This is a genomic window from Methylobacterium sp. HJ2 (assembly GCF_056431005.1).
Window position 1 is genome coordinate 254306 of sequence record NZ_JBWJYM010000004.1, and the last position, 15038, is coordinate 269343.

The 15038-nt window shown below is 72.6% G+C and carries 18 protein-coding genes; 15 read left to right on the forward strand and 3 right to left on the reverse strand.

Translation table 11 applies throughout. The annotated features are described in order from the left end of the window. The first annotated feature begins 80 nt into the window (after positions 1 to 80). The 3 genes from ACS5RC_RS12375 (at position 81) to ACS5RC_RS12385 (ending at position 3978) form a co-directional block, all read left to right on the forward strand. Positions 81 to 1172, forward strand: a complete 1092-nt coding sequence (locus ACS5RC_RS12375; protein ID WP_478344160.1) for an alkene reductase — start codon at positions 81 to 83, stop codon at positions 1170 to 1172. Positions 1173 to 1436: 264 nt separating this feature from the next. After that, positions 1437 to 3272: a PAS domain S-box protein gene (locus ACS5RC_RS12380; protein ID WP_478344161.1), complete on the forward strand. Its 1836-nt coding sequence runs from the start codon at positions 1437 to 1439 to the stop codon at positions 3270 to 3272. A gap of 4 nt (positions 3273 to 3276) precedes the next feature. Continuing rightward, entirely contained in the window at positions 3277 to 3978 is a 702-nt protein-coding gene (locus ACS5RC_RS12385; RefSeq protein ID WP_478344162.1) for an HAD hydrolase-like protein, read from the forward strand. Here the strand turns inward: ACS5RC_RS12385 and ACS5RC_RS12390 are convergent. Further along, positions 3915 to 4412: an outer membrane protein assembly factor BamE gene (locus ACS5RC_RS12390; RefSeq protein ID WP_478344163.1), complete on the reverse strand. Its 498-nt coding sequence runs from the start codon at positions 4410 to 4412 to the stop codon at positions 3915 to 3917. The two genes, ACS5RC_RS12385 and ACS5RC_RS12390, sit on opposite strands and share 64 nt — an antisense overlap. A gap of 257 nt (positions 4413 to 4669) precedes the next feature. Here ACS5RC_RS12390 and ACS5RC_RS12395 point away from each other — a divergent pair, with 257 nt between their 5' ends. The 5 genes from ACS5RC_RS12395 to ACS5RC_RS12415 all read left to right on the forward strand — a co-directional run bounded on the left by ACS5RC_RS12395 (position 4670) and on the right by ACS5RC_RS12415 (position 8569). Further along, positions 4670 to 5257, forward strand: a complete 588-nt coding sequence (locus ACS5RC_RS12395) for a ubiquinol-cytochrome C chaperone family protein (RefSeq protein ID WP_478344164.1) — start codon at positions 4670 to 4672, stop codon at positions 5255 to 5257. Further along, positions 5254 to 5763, forward strand: coding sequence for a YceD family protein (locus tag ACS5RC_RS12400; RefSeq protein WP_478344165.1), 510 nt, complete (start codon positions 5254 to 5256; stop codon positions 5761 to 5763). Before ACS5RC_RS12395 ends, ACS5RC_RS12400 begins: the two co-directional genes overlap by 4 nt. Positions 5764 to 6066: 303 nt before the next feature. Continuing rightward, positions 6067 to 7104, forward strand: coding sequence for a phosphate acyltransferase PlsX (gene plsX, locus ACS5RC_RS12405; protein ID WP_478344166.1), 1038 nt, complete (start codon positions 6067 to 6069; stop codon positions 7102 to 7104). Positions 7105 to 7148: 44 nt separating this feature from the next. Beyond that, positions 7149 to 8123: a beta-ketoacyl-ACP synthase III gene (locus ACS5RC_RS12410; protein WP_478344167.1), complete on the forward strand. Its 975-nt coding sequence runs from the start codon at positions 7149 to 7151 to the stop codon at positions 8121 to 8123. Positions 8124 to 8257: 134 nt separating this feature from the next. Continuing rightward, on the forward strand, positions 8258 to 8569 hold the full coding sequence (locus tag ACS5RC_RS12415; protein ID WP_478344168.1) for an integration host factor subunit alpha: 312 nt from the start codon (positions 8258 to 8260) through the stop codon (positions 8567 to 8569). 15 nt (positions 8570 to 8584) lie between these two features. Here the strand turns inward: ACS5RC_RS12415 and ACS5RC_RS12420 are convergent, their stop codons facing one another. Continuing rightward, a complete protein-coding gene (locus ACS5RC_RS12420) occupies positions 8585 to 8848 on the reverse strand; it encodes a hypothetical protein (RefSeq protein ID WP_478344169.1) in 264 nt (87 codons plus the stop codon). Positions 8849 to 8954: 106 nt separating this feature from the next. On the opposite strand from ACS5RC_RS12420, the gene ACS5RC_RS12425 reads away from it, so the two are divergent. The 6 genes from ACS5RC_RS12425 to ACS5RC_RS12450 all read left to right on the forward strand — a co-directional run bounded on the left by ACS5RC_RS12425 (position 8955) and on the right by ACS5RC_RS12450 (position 13138). Next, on the forward strand, positions 8955 to 9326 hold the full coding sequence (locus ACS5RC_RS12425; protein WP_478344170.1) for a DUF2293 domain-containing protein: 372 nt from the start codon (positions 8955 to 8957) through the stop codon (positions 9324 to 9326). Between the two features lie 70 nt (positions 9327 to 9396). Beyond that, complete coding sequence (locus ACS5RC_RS12430; protein ID WP_478344171.1) at positions 9397 to 9606, forward strand: TOBE domain-containing protein; 210 nt, start codon at positions 9397 to 9399, stop codon at positions 9604 to 9606. Positions 9607 to 9667: 61 nt separating this feature from the next. Further along, entirely contained in the window at positions 9668 to 10744 is a 1077-nt protein-coding gene (tsaD, locus tag ACS5RC_RS12435) for a tRNA (adenosine(37)-N6)-threonylcarbamoyltransferase complex transferase subunit TsaD (protein ID WP_478344172.1), read from the forward strand. Positions 10745 to 10803: 59 nt separating this feature from the next. Next, positions 10804 to 11688, forward strand: coding sequence for a GNAT family N-acetyltransferase (locus ACS5RC_RS12440; RefSeq protein ID WP_478344356.1), 885 nt, complete (start codon positions 10804 to 10806; stop codon positions 11686 to 11688). Then, entirely contained in the window at positions 11685 to 12680 is a 996-nt protein-coding gene (locus tag ACS5RC_RS12445; protein ID WP_478344173.1) for an NAD(P)H-dependent glycerol-3-phosphate dehydrogenase, read from the forward strand. The genes ACS5RC_RS12440 and ACS5RC_RS12445 overlap by 4 nt, the downstream gene beginning before the upstream one ends. After that, on the forward strand, positions 12677 to 13138 hold the full coding sequence (locus ACS5RC_RS12450) for an opioid growth factor receptor-related protein (protein ID WP_478344174.1): 462 nt from the start codon (positions 12677 to 12679) through the stop codon (positions 13136 to 13138). Before ACS5RC_RS12445 ends, ACS5RC_RS12450 begins: the two co-directional genes overlap by 4 nt. 25 nt (positions 13139 to 13163) lie before the next feature. Here the strand turns inward: ACS5RC_RS12450 and ACS5RC_RS12455 are convergent, their stop codons facing one another. Further along, on the reverse strand, positions 13164 to 13505 hold the full coding sequence (locus ACS5RC_RS12455; RefSeq protein ID WP_478344175.1) for a DUF167 family protein: 342 nt from the start codon (positions 13503 to 13505) through the stop codon (positions 13164 to 13166). 121 nt (positions 13506 to 13626) lie between these two features. Between ACS5RC_RS12455 and ACS5RC_RS12460 the strand changes: the two genes are divergently transcribed. Then, the gene (locus ACS5RC_RS12460; protein ID WP_478344176.1) at positions 13627 to 15018 is read left to right on the forward strand and encodes a cytochrome P450; all 1392 of its coding nucleotides are present in this window, start codon (positions 13627 to 13629) and stop codon (positions 15016 to 15018) included. Positions 15019 to 15038: the final 20 nt, after the last annotated feature.

Sequence of the window (15038 nt, forward strand, 5' to 3'; positions counted from 1 at the left end):
GGATCCACGGACCACCTAAGCCCCGGGGTTACCGCGCGGGCCGCATCCGGCCCGCCCATCGCCACGACCACGGGACAATCATGCCGTCACTGTTCGATCCGATCCGCATCGGCGCCATCGAGGCGCCGAACCGCATCTTCATGGCGCCGCTGACGCGCGGACGCGCCACCAAGGACCACGTGCCGACGCCGATGATGGCCGAGTACTATGCCCAGCGCGCCGGCGCGGGCCTGATCCTTACGGAAGCCACCGGCATCAGCCAGGAGGGTCTCGGTTGGCCCTTCGCCCCCGGCATCTGGTCGGACGAGCAGGTCGAGGCCTGGAAGCCGGTGGTGAAGGCGGTGCACGACGCGGGCGGTCGCATCGTCTGCCAGATCTGGCACATGGGACGCCTCGTCCATCCGGATTTCCTCGGCGGCGAGAAGCCGGTCTCGGCCTCGGCCACGACCGCGCCGGACCAGGCCCACACCTACGCCGGCAAGAAGCCCTATGCCGAGGCGCGCGCGCTCGAGACCGGCGAGATCCCGCGCCTGATCGCCGATTACGAGCGCGCCACCCGCAATGCGATGGCGGCCGGGTTCGACGGCGTGCAGATCCACGCGGCCAACGGCTACCTCATCGACGAATTTCTGCGCGACAATTCGAACTTCCGCACCGATGCCTACGGCGGCTCGATCGAGAACCGCGTCCGCCTGCTGCGCGAGGTCACCGAGGCGGTCGCCGCGGTCGCGGGCAAGGACCGCACCGGCGTGCGCCTCTCACCGAACGGGGAGATCCAGGGCGTCAACGATTCGGATCCGAACGCGCTGTTCGGCGCGGCCGCCGCTGCCCTCGATGCGATCGGCATCGCCTTCCTGGAGATGCGCGAGCCCGGCCCGAACGGCACCTTCGGCAAGGCCGACCATCCTCCGGTCGCACCCGTGATGCGCGAGCGCTTCCGCGGTCCGCTGATCCTGAACTCGGATTACGACGGCCGCAGTGCCCAGGCGGCGCTCGATGCCGGCGAGGCCGACGCCATCGCGTTCGGGCGGACCTACATCGCCAACCCGGACCTGCCGGAGCGCATCGCCGCCGACGCGCCCCTGAACAAGGACGATTTCCGGACCTGGTACAGCCAGGGGCCGGAGGGCTACGTCGATTATCCCACCCTCGCCCAGTCGAAGGCGGCCTGACCGACACGGCGGATCCGCGGCTGTGGGCAGCCGCGGATCCGGCTATCGTCTCGCCATCATTCAGTCTCGAATACTGGTGATGAACGGGACGCCGATCCTCCGGATGTCGGCGTGCAGGGCCGCGTCCCTGTTCGGCGTGCCCGCGCGCACCTATGTGGTCTGACGATGACGGAGCCGCTCTCCCCTCCCGTGCCTGATCCCGCGCGCCCCGCCGCGACCGTATCCGGTCTCTGCCGGTCTGGCGGCACCGACGACCGGAAGCGGATGGACGCGCTCGTCGATCTTGGCATCCTCGACACCGCGCCCGAGCCTGCTTACGACGACCTCGCCCAGGTGGCGGCCTTCGCCTGCGCTGCCCCCGTGGCGCTGGTCAGCTTCGTCGAGCTGACCCGGCAATGGTTCAAGGCCGAGGTCGGGCTCGGCGTCCGCACCATGCCGCTCGACCGTTCGATCTGCGCCCATGCCATCCAGGCCGGCGACGTGCTGGTTATTCCCGACCTGACGGCCGATCCCCGCACCGCCGAGAACCCGATCGTCACCGGCCCCGAGCATTTCCGCTTCTATGCGGGCGCGGTCATCGTCTCGAAGGGGGGCGTCGCCCTCGGCGCGCTCTGCGTGCTCGACACGGTGACGCGGCCCGACGGCCTCACCGAGGGCCAGATCGCGACCCTGCGCACCCTGGCCAACCAGGTCTCGACGCTGCTCGAGCATCGGCGCTCGCTCTCGGAGATCGCGGCGCGGGAATCCGAACTGGCCGCCAACGAGCGCCGCTTCCGCGTGATGACCGAGGCGATGCCCCAGATGGTCTGGACCACCCTGCCGGACGGGTTCCACGACTATTACAACGACCGCTGGTACACGTTCACCGGCGTCCCCTACGGCTCGACCGATGGCGAGGGCTGGAACGGGGTCTTCCACCCCGAGGATCAAGAGCGCGCCTGGGCGCGCTGGCGCCTCTCCCTGGCGACCGGCGAGCCCTACGAGATCGAGTACCGGCTGCGCCACCACACGGGCGCCTATCGCTGGACGCTCGGACGCGCCATGCCGATCCGCGATGCGGAGGGGCGGATCGAGCGCTGGTTCGGCACCTGCACCGACATCGACGATCTCAAGCGGGCCGAGAGCGAGGCGCGCCAGCTCGCGGCCATCGTCGAGGCCTCGAAGGACTTCATCGGCCTCACCGACCGCGACGGCCGCATCGTTCACCTCAACGGCGCCGCCCGCACCCTCCTGGGGCTGGCCGACCCGGCCGGCGCCCCGACCATGCCCGAGTGCTTCGCGCCACGCGCGCGCGCGCTGTTCGAGGAAACGGTACTGCCGGCCCTCCGCCGCGACGGCTGGTGGGAGGGCGAGCTGGCGCTCCGGCATGCCGGGACGGGCGCCGAGATTCCGGTGCTCTACACGGTCTTCACCGTGCGCGACGCCACGGGTGCCGAAGCCGGCTACGCGACGGTGACGCGCGACCTGCGCGAGAGCAAGCGGGCCGAGGAGGCGCGCGATCTCCTGATCCGCGAGCTCTCCCATCGCATCAAGAACATCTTCGCCGTCGTCGGCGGCATCGCGGCGCTGACCGGCCGGAGCGACCCGAGCGCCCGCGGCTTCGCCGACGCCTTCCGGGAGCGTCTCGGGGCGCTCGCCCAGGCCCACGAATACGTGCGCCCGCATTCGCCCGAGAGCGCGCCGAGCGTCTCGGGCCAGACCGTGCTCGGGCTGATGCGTCTGATCATGGCGGCCTATCGCGACCGCGGCCGCGACCGTGTGGCGATCACCGGGGACGACGCCGCGATCGGCGAGCGCAGCGCGACCTCGCTGGCGCTGATCATGCACGAGCAGGCCACCAACGCGGTGAAATACGGTGGGCTCTCGACCACGACCGGAACCGTCACCCTCGACGGGCGCAGCGAGGACGGGCGCTATCGCCTGACCTGGACCGAGGCCGGGGGACCGGCCGTGACGGCGTCGCCGACGCGGAAGGGCTTCGGCACGGTGCTGGCCGAGCGCAGCGTCGCGGGCCAGCTCGACGGCGTGCTCGAGCACGACTGGGCTCCGGACGGCTTGGTGATGCGCCTGGACGTGCCCCTCGCCAACCTGCGCTCCTGATCCGGTGCGGGCGGACGGGTATCGCCTCGTCGTCCTCGACTTCGACGGGACGCTGGCCGACAGCTTCGCGTGGTTCTGCGGCGTCCTCAACGGGGTCGCCGACCGCTACGGCTTCCGCCGCGTCGCTCCGGAGGAGACCGACTTCCTGCGCGGGCAGGGCGCCGCCGCGATCATCCGGCATCTCGGCGTGCCGCGCTGGAAGCTGCCGGCCATCGCCCGGCACATGCACGGGCTCGCCGCCCGCGACATCGATGCGCTGCGGCTGTTTCCGGGCATCCCGGCGATGCTGGCGGATCTCGCGGCCGCGGGGCCGGTCGTGGCGCTCCTCAGCTCCAATACCCGCTCGAACGTCGAGCGCGTGCTCGGGCCGGAACGCGCCGGCCTCATCGACCACTACGCCTGCGGGGCCTCGCTCTTCGGCAAGGCGCGCCGGCTCACGGCCCTGATCGACCGGACCGGAATCCCGGCCGCGGCGACGCTCTGTATCGGCGACGAGCTGCGCGACCTCGAGGCTGCCCGGGCGGCGGGCTGCGCCTTCGGGGCGGTGGCCTGGGGCTACACCCGGCCCGACGCGCTCGCCGCAGCCGAGCCGGACCTGATGTTCGGCGAGCCCGCGGAGATCGTCCGCGCGCTCAAGCCCGATCAGAGACCGCGGTTGGCGCCCGGGACGACGCTGGAGCCCGCGCCGCTGCCGAACGGCTCGTAGCGGGTCAGGCCGCGGAAGAGCTGGCTGAGGAAGGCCCGGTCCTGGCCGCTCGTCGGCGTGGTGCGCTGGATGAAGTCGAAGACCTGACCATCCTGCAGCCCGTACAGGGCCACGCGCTCGACCTTGAAGGCCGGGGTGAAGTACACCGCCGTGACCTTCTGGTCCTCGACGCGCTCGCCGAGGAACATCACCGTGCGGGTGGTGTTCTGCGAGATGTAGTACCAGGATTTGTTGCCGACCGTGGAGACCGTGGACGGCGAGCCCAGGGTCTGCAGCACCTGCTCGGCGCTCATGCCGGGCTTGATGGTGGCGAGGGCGGCTTGGTCGATCTGGTAGCCGTGACGCAGTTCCTCGCCGATGCAGCCCGAGAGGGCGACACCGAGGGTGCCGAGGAGGGCGACACGCGCCAGAGACGAGACGAGACGGCGCGGCATCGGCCCCCCAGGGACAAACATTGTGACCGGTCGTTCCTGCGGTGCCTGCGCCCCGGCCGCGCGTGACGGCGGTATCCCGCGGCTGTTGTTTTCCACGGGCATCGCCCGCGGCGCTTGCACCTTGACCGGGGGTTGCCGTACCGCGGGGTTATGGCTTTGACAAGGCAAGCTCGGCCACAGCGCCGGGGACAGACCATTCGGCTCGGATCGCGGCGCGGGACGCCCCGGCGTCCCGGCCCATCGCGGAGAGCCACGCCGTGATCGCCCGCTTCTTCCGGCGCGAGGACGCACGGCGTCGCTCGATCGCGCAGCTCCACGGACGCATCAACACCGCCTCGCGCGCCGCGCCCCTCTACGCCCGGCTCGGCGTGCCGGACACGGTGGAGGGCCGCTTCGAGTGCCTGAGCCTCCACGTCATCCTGGTGTTGCGCCGGCTCAACCGGCTGCCGCCCCCTGCGGCGGACGTGGCGCAGGATCTCGTCAACGCGGTCTTCCTGCAGCTCGACGCGGCGGTGCGCGAACTCGGCGTCGGCGATTTCGGCGTCCCCAAGCGCATGAAGAAGCTCGGCGCCGCGTTCTACGGGCGCGCCGCCGGCTACGACGCCGCGCTGGACGCGCGCGACGCGGCGGCTCTGCGCGAGGTGCTGGCCCGCAACGTCCTCGGGCAGGACGGCGCCGCCCACGACGCCGCGGAGGCCGCGGGGCTCGCCGCCTACGTGCTCGCGGCGGCCGACGCCCTCGACGGCGACGATCTCGACGCCCTGCTCGGACGGGGACCCGACTTCCCCGACCCGGACGGTTTCGCCGCCGGGCCCGGGGCCATCACGCAAGGAGACCGCGCATGACGCGCACGGACCAGCCCGGCCCGCTCTCGCGGGTCGTCAACGTCGATCGGATCCCGCGCGGGCGGGACGGCGTCGTGGTCGAGGCGACGCAGGCCGAGTGCGACGCGCTCGCCCGCGACTTCAAGATCCCGGGGATCCGCGATCTCGTCGGGCGGTTTGACCTCGCGGGGCCGACGAGCCGCCTGCTCGTCACCGGCACGGTCGAGGCGACGGTGACGCAGATCTGCACCGTGAGCCTGGAGCCCTTCGAGTCCAAGGTCGTCGAGCCGGTGGAGATCGCGTTCACGGACACCGATCGACTCGCCGGCACGGATGCCGAGGATGTCGAGGTGCCCGATCCGATCGTCGGCGGGCGCATCGATTTCGGGGCGCTCACCGGGGAGTTCCTCGCCCTCGGGCTCGATCCCTATCCGCGCAAGCCCGGCATCGCCTTCGAGCCGGTCCAGGCCGGGGACGACGTGAAGCCCTTCGACGCGCTGCGCCGCCTGCGCGACGGCGAGGGCTGACGGGCGAGGAGAGACGGGCGAGGAGAGACGGGCGAGGCAGCCGGAGCCGCATCGGCCCGCCGCCGGTCGACCCGGCGACTGCGCGGCGCCGGTCAGAAATCCGTTGCCCGCCCGGATGGGATCGCTATTTTCCGCCGCGCCGGGCACCGCTCCCTGCGCCGGCCCGCGCCGGGACCGGCCGGAATCCATCGCAGGAGCGACGACGCGGCCAGGCGTTGCCGCTCCCCTCGTCTTCGTATCGCCAGAATGGTGGGGCACCCGCCCCCTTCCGACGACGTCCCAGAGCCCGCGACACCCAGGATCATGTCAGAACGCGTGTGCATCTCGCTCGACGCCATGGGCGGCGACCACGGGCCGTCGACCGTCGTGCCGGGGGCCGCGATCGCCCGCGAACGACATCCGGAGACCCGTTTCCTGATGTTCGGCGACGAGGCGGTCGTGGGGCCGCTGGTCGAGGCCGAGCCGCGCCTGAAGGGCGCCGTCGAGATCCGCCACACCACGATGGCGATCGCGATGGACGACAAGCCGAGCCAGGCGGTGCGCCAGGGGCGGGGCAAGTCGTCCATGTGGCAGGCCGTGCAGGCGGTGCGCGACGGTCACGCCGACGCCGCCGTCTCGGCCGGCAATACCGGCGCGCTGATGGCGATGTCGAAGATCTGCCTGAAGACCATGACGGGCATCGAGCGCCCGGCCATCGCCTGCCTGTGGCCGACGCTGCGTGGCGAGAGCGTGGTGCTGGATGTGGGCGCCACCATCGGCACGGATGCCGAGCATCTCGTCGAGATGGCGGTGATGGGCTCGGCGATGGCCCGCATCGTCCTCGATCTCGATCGACCCACCGTCGGCCTCCTCAACGTCGGCACCGAGGAGATGAAGGGCAACGAGGCCGTGAAGGAGGCCGCACGGCTCCTGCGCGAGCACGACACGCCGACCTTCGCCTATCACGGCTTCGTGGAGGGCACCGATCTCGGGCGCGGGACCGTCGACGTGGTCGTGACCGAGGGCTTCACCGGCAACATCGCCCTCAAGACCGCCGAGGGCACCGCCAAGCAGATCGGCAGCTACCTGCGCAGCGCCATGACCCGCACCCTCGCGGCCAAGATCGGCGCGCTGTTCGCCCGACAGGCCTTCCGGGCGCTGCGGGACAAGATGAATCCGAGCCGGGCCAACGGCGGCGTGTTCCTCGGGCTCGAGGGCATCGTCATCAAGAGCCACGGCTCCGAGAACGCCCAGGGCTTCGCGGCGGCGATCGACCTCGCCCACGACATGGCCCGTCACGACCTGATCCGCACGATCCGCGACATGCTGGACGAGACGCCCACCACGATGGCGCGCGTCTGAGGCCGGGATCGCCAGTGGACAGCGGGATTCCGGGAAGGAAAGCGATGACCAGCCTGCGTTCCGTCGTCGTCGGCACCGGCTCCTGCCTGCCCGCCCGGGTGGTCACGAACGCGGAGCTTGCCGAGCGGGTCGATACCTCCGACGCCTGGATCGTTCAGCGCACCGGCATCACCCAGCGCTACCTCGCGGATGCGAGCGAGACCACCTCGGTGCTCGGCACGCGCGCCGCGCGCGCGGCCCTCGACGACGCCGGCCTCACGGGGGCGGATATCGACCTCGTGATCTGCGCCACCTCGACCCCGGATCACACCTTCCCGTCGACCGCCACCCAGATCCAGGCCGGCCTCGAGATCCGGCAGGGGGCGGCCTTCGACCTGCAGGCGGTCTGCGCCGGCTTCGTCTTCGCGGTCTCCACCGCCGACAAGTTCCTGTCGACCGGCGCGGCGCGGCGGGCTCTTGTCGTCGGCGCCGAAACCTTCTCGCGCATCGTGGACTGGGAGGACCGCACCACCTGCGTGCTGTTCGGCGACGGCGCGGGCGCGATCGTGCTCGAAGCGCAGGAAGAGGCCGAGGCCGGCGGCCGCGGTGTGCTCTCGGCGAGCCTGCGCTCCGACGGGCGCCACCGGGAGAAGCTCTACGTCGACGGCGGACCGGGCTCCACCGGGACCACCGGTCACCTGCGCATGGAGGGCCGCGAGGTCTTCCGCTTCGCCGTCGGCTCCGTCACGGACGTGATCGTGGATGCCCTCGAGCGCGCGGGCGCCACGGCGCAGGACCTCGACTGGTTCGTGCCTCATCAGGCGAACCGCCGGATCATCGAGGCGTCGGCCGACAAGATCGGCATCGCCCGGGACAAGATCGTGCTGACCGTGGACCGTCACGGCAACACCTCCGCCGCCTCGATCCCCCTGGCCCTCGACGTCGCCCGCAAGGACGGCCGGATCAAGCGGAACGACCTGGTGATGATCGAGGCGATCGGCGGCGGTTTCAGCTGGGGTGCCGCCCTGATCCGGTGGTAGGCACGGTCAACGACAATCTGCCCTCAAAACGACCCGCCCGCGGTTGACCCTGCGTCAGGCGCCGATTAGCGTGCCGGATCATAGGGATACGTCCTAGGGACAGTTTCCCGACAAGCCGAGCGAGGGGTTGGAACATGGCGAGCAAGACGGTCACACGCGCTGACCTGAGCGAGGCCGTCTACCAGCAGGTCGGCCTGTCGCGGACGGAATCCGCCGCCCTCGTCGAGACCGTGCTTTCCGAGATCTGCACCTGCCTCGCCGAGGGCGAGACGGTGAAGCTCTCGTCCTTCGGCTCCTTCGTCGTGCGCAGCAAGGGCAAGCGCGTCGGCCGCAACCCCAAGACCGGCGTCGAGGTCGCGATCGAGCCGCGGCAGGTCATGGTGTTCAAGCCCTCGAACGTGCTCAAGGCGCGCATCAATGGCATGGCCGAGCCGGCCGAGGATTGAGGCCGGGCCGGCCGCTCAGCAGCCGCGGCAGATCGAGCCCATCGTCGTCCGCATCTTCGTGTCCCAGGCCTTGTCGCGCGCCGCGGCCGCCTTCTGAGCCTTCTGCATCTCGGCCTCGTTGACCGACCGCATCGGCGATCCGCTTCCGCCCGGCGGCTTGGTCTGGCCGGTGGTCGTGAGGGTCCGGGGCGCTCCGGGCCCCGGCTGGGCGAGGGCCGGGCCGGTGGCCAGGACGAGCCCGACGACGATCAGGGTGTGGCGCATAAACGTCGAGCGCATCGGCTGGGATCTCCCCGGGGTTCCGCGATTCCGCGGCTTCCTACAGCGCGGGCAGGGACGCATTATGACAGCGTGACGGGTGCGCGGGGAAGGTCCGGAGGCGAATTTGCACCAGGGAGATCGGGGCGACCGCCCAGGCGCCGACGCGCAGCCGACCCGTCGCGAAGCCCTGGCCGCCGCGCTGCGGCGGCTCGCTCCGCGCCTGCCGGGCTTCGAGGCCGACGCGATCCTGAGCCGGGCCCTGGCCAGTCCCGGCCTGCGCAAGGCCGCGCCGGAGACCGCCGCACGGCTCACCCTGGTGAGCTACGCGCGGCATGTCCTCACCGAGTACGACGCGCTGCTGGCGGACGGATACGACCGCGACAGCGCCCGGCATTTCGTGCTCGACGACCTGAACGACGCGCTGGCATCCTGGGGTGCCAAGCCGGTTCCCGAGACCGACCCCGGCGAGGATTTCCCGGCGCTCCCCGAAGCGTGAGCCGCTCCGCGCGCGAACCCCTGGTAGAAGCGCGGCGACCGCAGCTCCGCGGGCATAGGGATCCGACGCCATGAAGATCAGCGCGCGCAACGTCCTCAAGGGCAAGGTCGTCTCCGTCGACAAGGGCGCCACCACCGCCCACGTGAAGATCGAGATCGCGCCCGGGCAGGTGGTGACCGCCGCGATCACCAACGAGGCCGTGGACGCCCTGAAGCTCGCGCCCGGCGGGGACGCCTACGCAGTGGTCAAGGCCTCCGATGTGATGGTCGCCGTCGACTGATCGCGTTGCGGTGCGGGGCGCCTCCCGGATAGAAGGGACGCCCGCCCGGACCCGCACGCTCATGAACATCCTCGGCATCGAGACGACCTGCGACGAGACCGCCGCCGCCATCGTGGGCGCGGCCGAGGACGGCAGCGGCCTCATCCGCGCCAACGAGGTGCTGAGCCAGATCGCCGAGCACGCCGCCTATGGCGGCGTGGTGCCGGAGATCGCGGCACGCGCCCACGTGGAGGTGCTCGACCGCCTGGTCGCCCGCGCCCTCGAGCGGGCGCAGATCGGCTTGCGCGAGCTGGACGGGATCGCGGTGGCGGCGGGGCCCGGCCTGATCGGCGGCGTCCTGATCGGGCTCGTCACCGCCAAGACCCTGGCTCTGGTGACCCGCAAGCCGCTGCTAGCCGTCAACCACCTCGAGGCGCACGCCCTGACCGCCCGGCTGACGGACGGCCTCGCCTTTCCCTACCTGCTGCTCCTGGCCTCCGGCGGCCACACCCAGCTCGTCGCCGTGAAGGGCGTCGGACAATATGTCCGCCTTGGGGGCACGATCGACGACGCCATCGGCGAAGCTTTCGACAAGGCGGCCAAGCTCCTCGGGCTCGGCTATCCGGGCGGCCCCGAGGTGGAGCGCGCGGCGGAGGCCGGCGATCCGGAGCGCTTCGCCCTGCCGCGGCCGATGCTCGGCCGGCGCACGGCGGATTTCTCGCTGTCGGGCCTGAAGACGGCTTTGCGCATCGAGGCCGAACGGATCGCGCCGCTGGCCGAGCGCGACGTCGCCGATCTCTGCGCCGGCTTCCAGGCCGCGATCACCGACGTGGTGGTCGATCGCACCCGGGTGGCGTTGCGCGCCTTCTCCGCCGTCGCCGGTCACCCGACCGCGCTCGTGGCCGCCGGAGGCGTCTCGGCCAACGGTCCGATCCGCCGGGCGCTGGCCGCGCTCGCCGGGGAGGCCGGGCTCCGGTTCGTGGCGCCGCCGATACCGCTCTGCGGGGACAACGGCGCGATGATCGCCTGGGCGGGCCTGGAGCGTCTGCGCCTCGGGCTCACCGACGACCTGACGGTGCCGGCCCGTGCCCGCTGGCCCCTCGCCGAGCCGCCTCTGGCCGAACGGTCGCCGTCCGAGACGCCCGGCGCCGCGGCTTGAGGACGTCCGGCCGCCTCGTCCTGCCGCGCGGCAACCTTCTCGATCTTCGGGTCGCGCCGATCGCCCCGCCCACCGATCCGCGCGAGCGCTGGCGCGATCTGGTCGACCGTCGCCTGCCGGAGGCCGCCCGCGACAGGCCCGACTGGCCGGTGCAGCGCGACCATTGCTTCGCCCGCATCCTGCTCGACCATGCCTGCGGCGGGCCGTGGCGCGAGAGCGTGCGCCCGCCGGCCTGGGCCAACATGCCTGCGGACCGCCTCGCCGCGGCGACGGAACTCGGCGAGGCGGTGCTCGCGGGGCGGGCCGATCTCGCGCTGCTGAACCGGCGTTCTCTGCAATGGCGCGGCAAGCGCCGGGCGACCCCGGCACCCGAGCGCATCCAAGCCGGGGAGCTCGTCCTGCGGCGCTGGCAACGCGGTGACGACGCGCCCTTCTCCGCGCTCAACGCCGATCCCGCCGTGATGGCGTATTTCCCCGCCCTGCGCAGCCGGACCGAGAGCGTGGGCGAGGCCCGCGCCCTCGACCGGCGCTTCGACGCGGACGGGTTCGGGCCCTGGGCGGTGGAGCGGGCAGGCCGGTTCGTCGGCTTCACCGGGGCGCTGCGGCTGATGCGGCCGATGCCGTTTCCGGGCGGCGAACGGCCGGGGGAATCGGTCGAGATCGGCTGGCGGCTGGCGCGGGAGGCCTGGGGCCTCGGCATCGCCACCCGGGCGGCGCGCGCCGCGATCCGCGATCTCGCCGAGCGCTGCGGGATCACAGCGGTGATCGCCTACACCGCGCTCGGCAACGACCCCTCGCGCCGGGTCATGGAGCGTCTGGGCATGCGGCCGGACGGGCGCTTCCTCCATCCCGGCCTGCCGCCGGAGCATCCGCTCGCCCCGCACCTGCTGTATCGTCTGGATACGGAGCGCTCGGGGGACGACGTCGTGGGAGAGCAGGGATGAGCGAAGCCGAATCCGTCGCGGTGATCGGCGGCGGCGCCTGGGGCACCGCGCTCGCCAACGCGGTCGCGGCGCGCCACCCGGTGACGCTCTGGCTTCGGGACGAGGCCGCCGCCGCCCGCATTGAGGCCACCCGCGAGAACGCCCGCTATCTCCCGGGCGTGCCGCTGCACCCGGGAATCCGCGCGACGGCCGACCCGGAGGCGATCCGGCCCGCGCACGCCGTCCTCCTCGTCACGCCGGCCCAGACGGCGCGGGCCGTGCTCACGCAGTTCGCGCCCCATCTCGCGGCGGGAGCACCGGTCGTCCTCTGTGCCAAGGGGATCGAGCGCGGCACCGATGCGCTCATGAGCGAGGTTGCGGCGGAGGTTCTGGCACCCGGCACGCCCGTGGCGGTGCTGTCCGGCCCGAGCTTCGCGGCGGATGTCGCCCGCAACCTGCCGACGGCGGTGACGCTCGCTGCACAGGACGCGGCGCTGGCCGCGGGCCTCGCGCAGCGGCTCTCGAGTCCGGGCCTGCGGCTCTACCACACCGACGACGTGCGCGGCGTCGAGATCGGCGGCGCCGGCAAGAACGTGCTCGCCATCGCCTGCGGCATCGTCGCGGGACGGGGCCTGGGCGAAAGCGCGCGCGCCGCCCTAATCGCCCGCGCCTTCGCCGAGCTGATGCGCTTCGCCCGCGCCTTCGGTGGCCGGCCCGAGACCCTGATGGGCCTGTCGGGTCTCGGCGACCTTGTGCTGACCGCCTCCTCGCCGCAATCGCGCAACTTCGCCTTCGGCGAGCGCCTCGGTGCGGGGGCCTCGCCGGAGGCCGCATCCGGCGGCAGGCTCGCCGAGGGCGCCTTCACCGCCACCGCCCTGGTCGCCCTCGCCCACGCCCGCGGCATCGAGATGCCGATCGCCGAGTCGGTCGCGGCCATCGTCTCGGGGGCGGCGAGCGTCGAGGACGTGGTCGCGCGCCTCCTCGCCCGCCCGCTCAAAGGAGAAGCCGAGTGAGCGGCCGCATCCACGCATTTTTGGCGGGCGCGGGCCCGGACGGCGCCGGGCGGCGCCTCGCCGACGTGCTCGCCTTCGACGACGTCCGCATCGAGGGCATGCACGACTTCATCCAATGGTGCTTTCCCCTGCCGGAGGCGAGCCGGGCCGTTCCGGGTGCTCCCGTCCTGACCGCCACCGAGGCGGAGGCGATCCGGGCCGACCCGCGGGCGCGCGACGGCCTCGCGGCGGCGCTCGCCCGCATGCGCCGCTTCTACGCGGACACCGATTTCTGGCTCTGCGCGCATGACCACAATCATCTGCGCATCACCCGCATCCTGTCGGCGGTGCGGGATCTGCTGGGCGCGGCGCCAGCCGATGACTTCCTCGCCTTCGTAACGGCGCGCAACGCCGAAGCCGGCGCGCCCGTGAACCCGGTGAGCCTGCGTTACTGGGCGGAGGCCGCCCGTCGCCCCTAGCCGAGCCGGCGGGCACGCGTTCGGCTCACCGTGAAGCCGCCCCGATCAGGTCCGCGAGCCGCCCTGCGAGCGCGTCGGGATCCCCGGCGAGACGGAGCATCTTCACCCGGGCCGTGCTCCCGGACAGGATCCGGATATCCGAGCGGCGCAGTCCGAGCACCTCGGCGAGGAAATGGATCAGGGCAACGTTGGCGGCCCCGTCGACTGGAGCCGCGGCGAGGCGCACGGCCAAGAGCGGGCGGCCGTCCGCGTCGGCGCGGACGCCGTCGATCGCCGTGCCCCCGCCGCGCGGCGTGACCCGCACGGCGAGCCGCAGGCCCGCCGGATCGGGCGCGTAGGGCAGGCCGTGTGCTTCCGCCCACACCATCGCTCACCTCCGCGTCGCGGGCGGGGTCTGCCCCGACGCCGTGCGTGTTTACACCCGCGCCGCCCTCCTGCATCAAGCGCCCGTCCCGGCGATGACGGCCGGGCCGATCCCGGAGACGGCGATGGACGCGCGTACGGCACTCCTCGACGCGCCGCGGCTGGTGCCGCCACGGCGGGAGCCACCGGAGCGCCAGCCCACGCTCGCTGCCTATATCGGCACGATCCGCTCGAACGCCCTGCTCGGCTGGCCCCGCCCGGTCTACGAGGAGCTGGTGACGCAGCGCCGGATCTTCGGCCGCACCAGCTTCACGGTCAGCGATCCGGAGGCGATCCGGCGCGTCCTCGTCGACAATCAGGCGAACTATGCCCGCACCGCGGGCTCGGTGCGGATCCTGCGCCCCATCCTCGGCGACGGGCTGCTGATCAGCGAGGGCTCGGCCTGGCGGCACCAGCGCCGCGCGCTCGCCCCCGCCTTCACCCCGAAGGCGATCGACGGACTCGCGCCGCATCTCGCCTCGGCGATCGCCGACGGGATGGCGGAGCTGGAGCTGGAGGCGGCGCGCGGCCCGGTCGAGCTGTTCCCGTTCCTGCACCGGCTCGCCCTCGAGATTGCGGGCCGCAGCATGTTCTCGGTCGCCATGGAGCGCCACGGGCCCGAGCTGCGCCGCTTCATCGCGCAGTATTCCGAGCGGCTCGGGCGCCCGCACCTGCTCGACATCCTGATCCCGCTGCGCTTTCCGGCGCCCCTCGACCTGCCCCGCGCCCTGTTCCGGCGGCGCTGGACGCCGTTCCTCGACCGCATCATCCAGGCCCGGGCGGCCGAGGCGGCGCCGCGAAACGCGCGCGACCTGCTCGACCTGCTGCTGGGCGTCCGCAACCCGGAGACCGGTGCGGCCTTCAGCTACGCGGAGTTGCGCGACCAGGTCGCGACGATGATCCTGGCCGGCCACGAGACCACGGCGGTGGCCCTGTTCTGGGCCCTCTACCTGCTGGCCATCGCCCCGGGCATCCAGGATCAGCTCGCAGCGGAAGCGCGCGGCGCCGACCTCGCCGATCCGGCCGGCTGCGCCAGCGACGGGCGCCTACCGCTCACCCGAGCCGTCGTCGACGAGACCCTGCGGCTCTACCCGCCGGCGTTCCTGATCGTGCGGCGCGCCATCGCGGCCGATACGATCGCCGGCCACGCGGTCGCGCCCGGCGACATCGTGATGATCCCGCCCTGGGTCCTGCACCGCCACCGCCAGCTCTGGCGCGATCCGGACGCCTTCGACCCGGGGCGCTTCCTGCCGGGCGCCGAGCCGGTGCCGCGCTACGCCTACCTGCCCTTCGGGGTCGGCCCGCGCGTGTGCATCGGTGCGCAGTTCGCGCTGACCGAGGCGGTGCTGGCGCTGGCCCGCATCGTCGCGCGGTTCCGGATCAGCCTCGACGATCCGGGGCCCGTGCTGCCCCTCGCCGTGGTGACGACCCAGCCCGAGCAAGCCCCGGCCTTCCGACTGACCCTGCGCCCGGCCTGATCGGGGCGCCGAGCGCGGGC

Excerpts from the sequence above, each read along its gene's own strand:
- ACS5RC_RS12390 (WP_478344163.1), bottom strand. The coding sequence starts at position 4,412 with ATGCCGCGCCGTCTCGTCTCGTCTCTGGCGCGTGTCGCCCTCCTCGGC.
- ACS5RC_RS12410 (WP_478344167.1), top strand. The coding sequence starts at position 7,149 with ATGACCAGCCTGCGTTCCGTCGTCGTCGGCACCGGCTCCTGCCTGCCC.
- ACS5RC_RS12455 (WP_478344175.1), bottom strand. The coding sequence starts at position 13,505 with ATGGTGTGGGCGGAAGCACACGGCCTGCCCTACGCGCCCGATCCGGCG.
- ACS5RC_RS12380 (WP_478344161.1), top strand. The coding sequence starts at position 1,437 with ATGGACGCGCTCGTCGATCTTGGCATCCTCGACACCGCGCCCGAGCCT.
- ACS5RC_RS12460 (WP_478344176.1), top strand. The coding sequence starts at position 13,627 with ATGGACGCGCGTACGGCACTCCTCGACGCGCCGCGGCTGGTGCCGCCA.
- ACS5RC_RS12420 (WP_478344169.1), bottom strand. The coding sequence starts at position 8,848 with ATGCGCTCGACGTTTATGCGCCACACCCTGATCGTCGTCGGGCTCGTC.
- ACS5RC_RS12445 (WP_478344173.1), top strand. The coding sequence starts at position 11,685 with ATGAGCGAAGCCGAATCCGTCGCGGTGATCGGCGGCGGCGCCTGGGGC.
- tsaD (WP_478344172.1), top strand. The coding sequence starts at position 9,668 with ATGAACATCCTCGGCATCGAGACGACCTGCGACGAGACCGCCGCCGCC.
- ACS5RC_RS12400 (WP_478344165.1), top strand. The coding sequence starts at position 5,254 with ATGACGCGCACGGACCAGCCCGGCCCGCTCTCGCGGGTCGTCAACGTC.
- ACS5RC_RS12430 (WP_478344171.1), top strand. The coding sequence starts at position 9,397 with ATGAAGATCAGCGCGCGCAACGTCCTCAAGGGCAAGGTCGTCTCCGTC.
- plsX (WP_478344166.1), top strand. The coding sequence starts at position 6,067 with ATGTCAGAACGCGTGTGCATCTCGCTCGACGCCATGGGCGGCGACCAC.
- ACS5RC_RS12415 (WP_478344168.1), top strand. The coding sequence starts at position 8,258 with ATGGCGAGCAAGACGGTCACACGCGCTGACCTGAGCGAGGCCGTCTAC.
- ACS5RC_RS12375 (WP_478344160.1), top strand. The coding sequence starts at position 81 with ATGCCGTCACTGTTCGATCCGATCCGCATCGGCGCCATCGAGGCGCCG.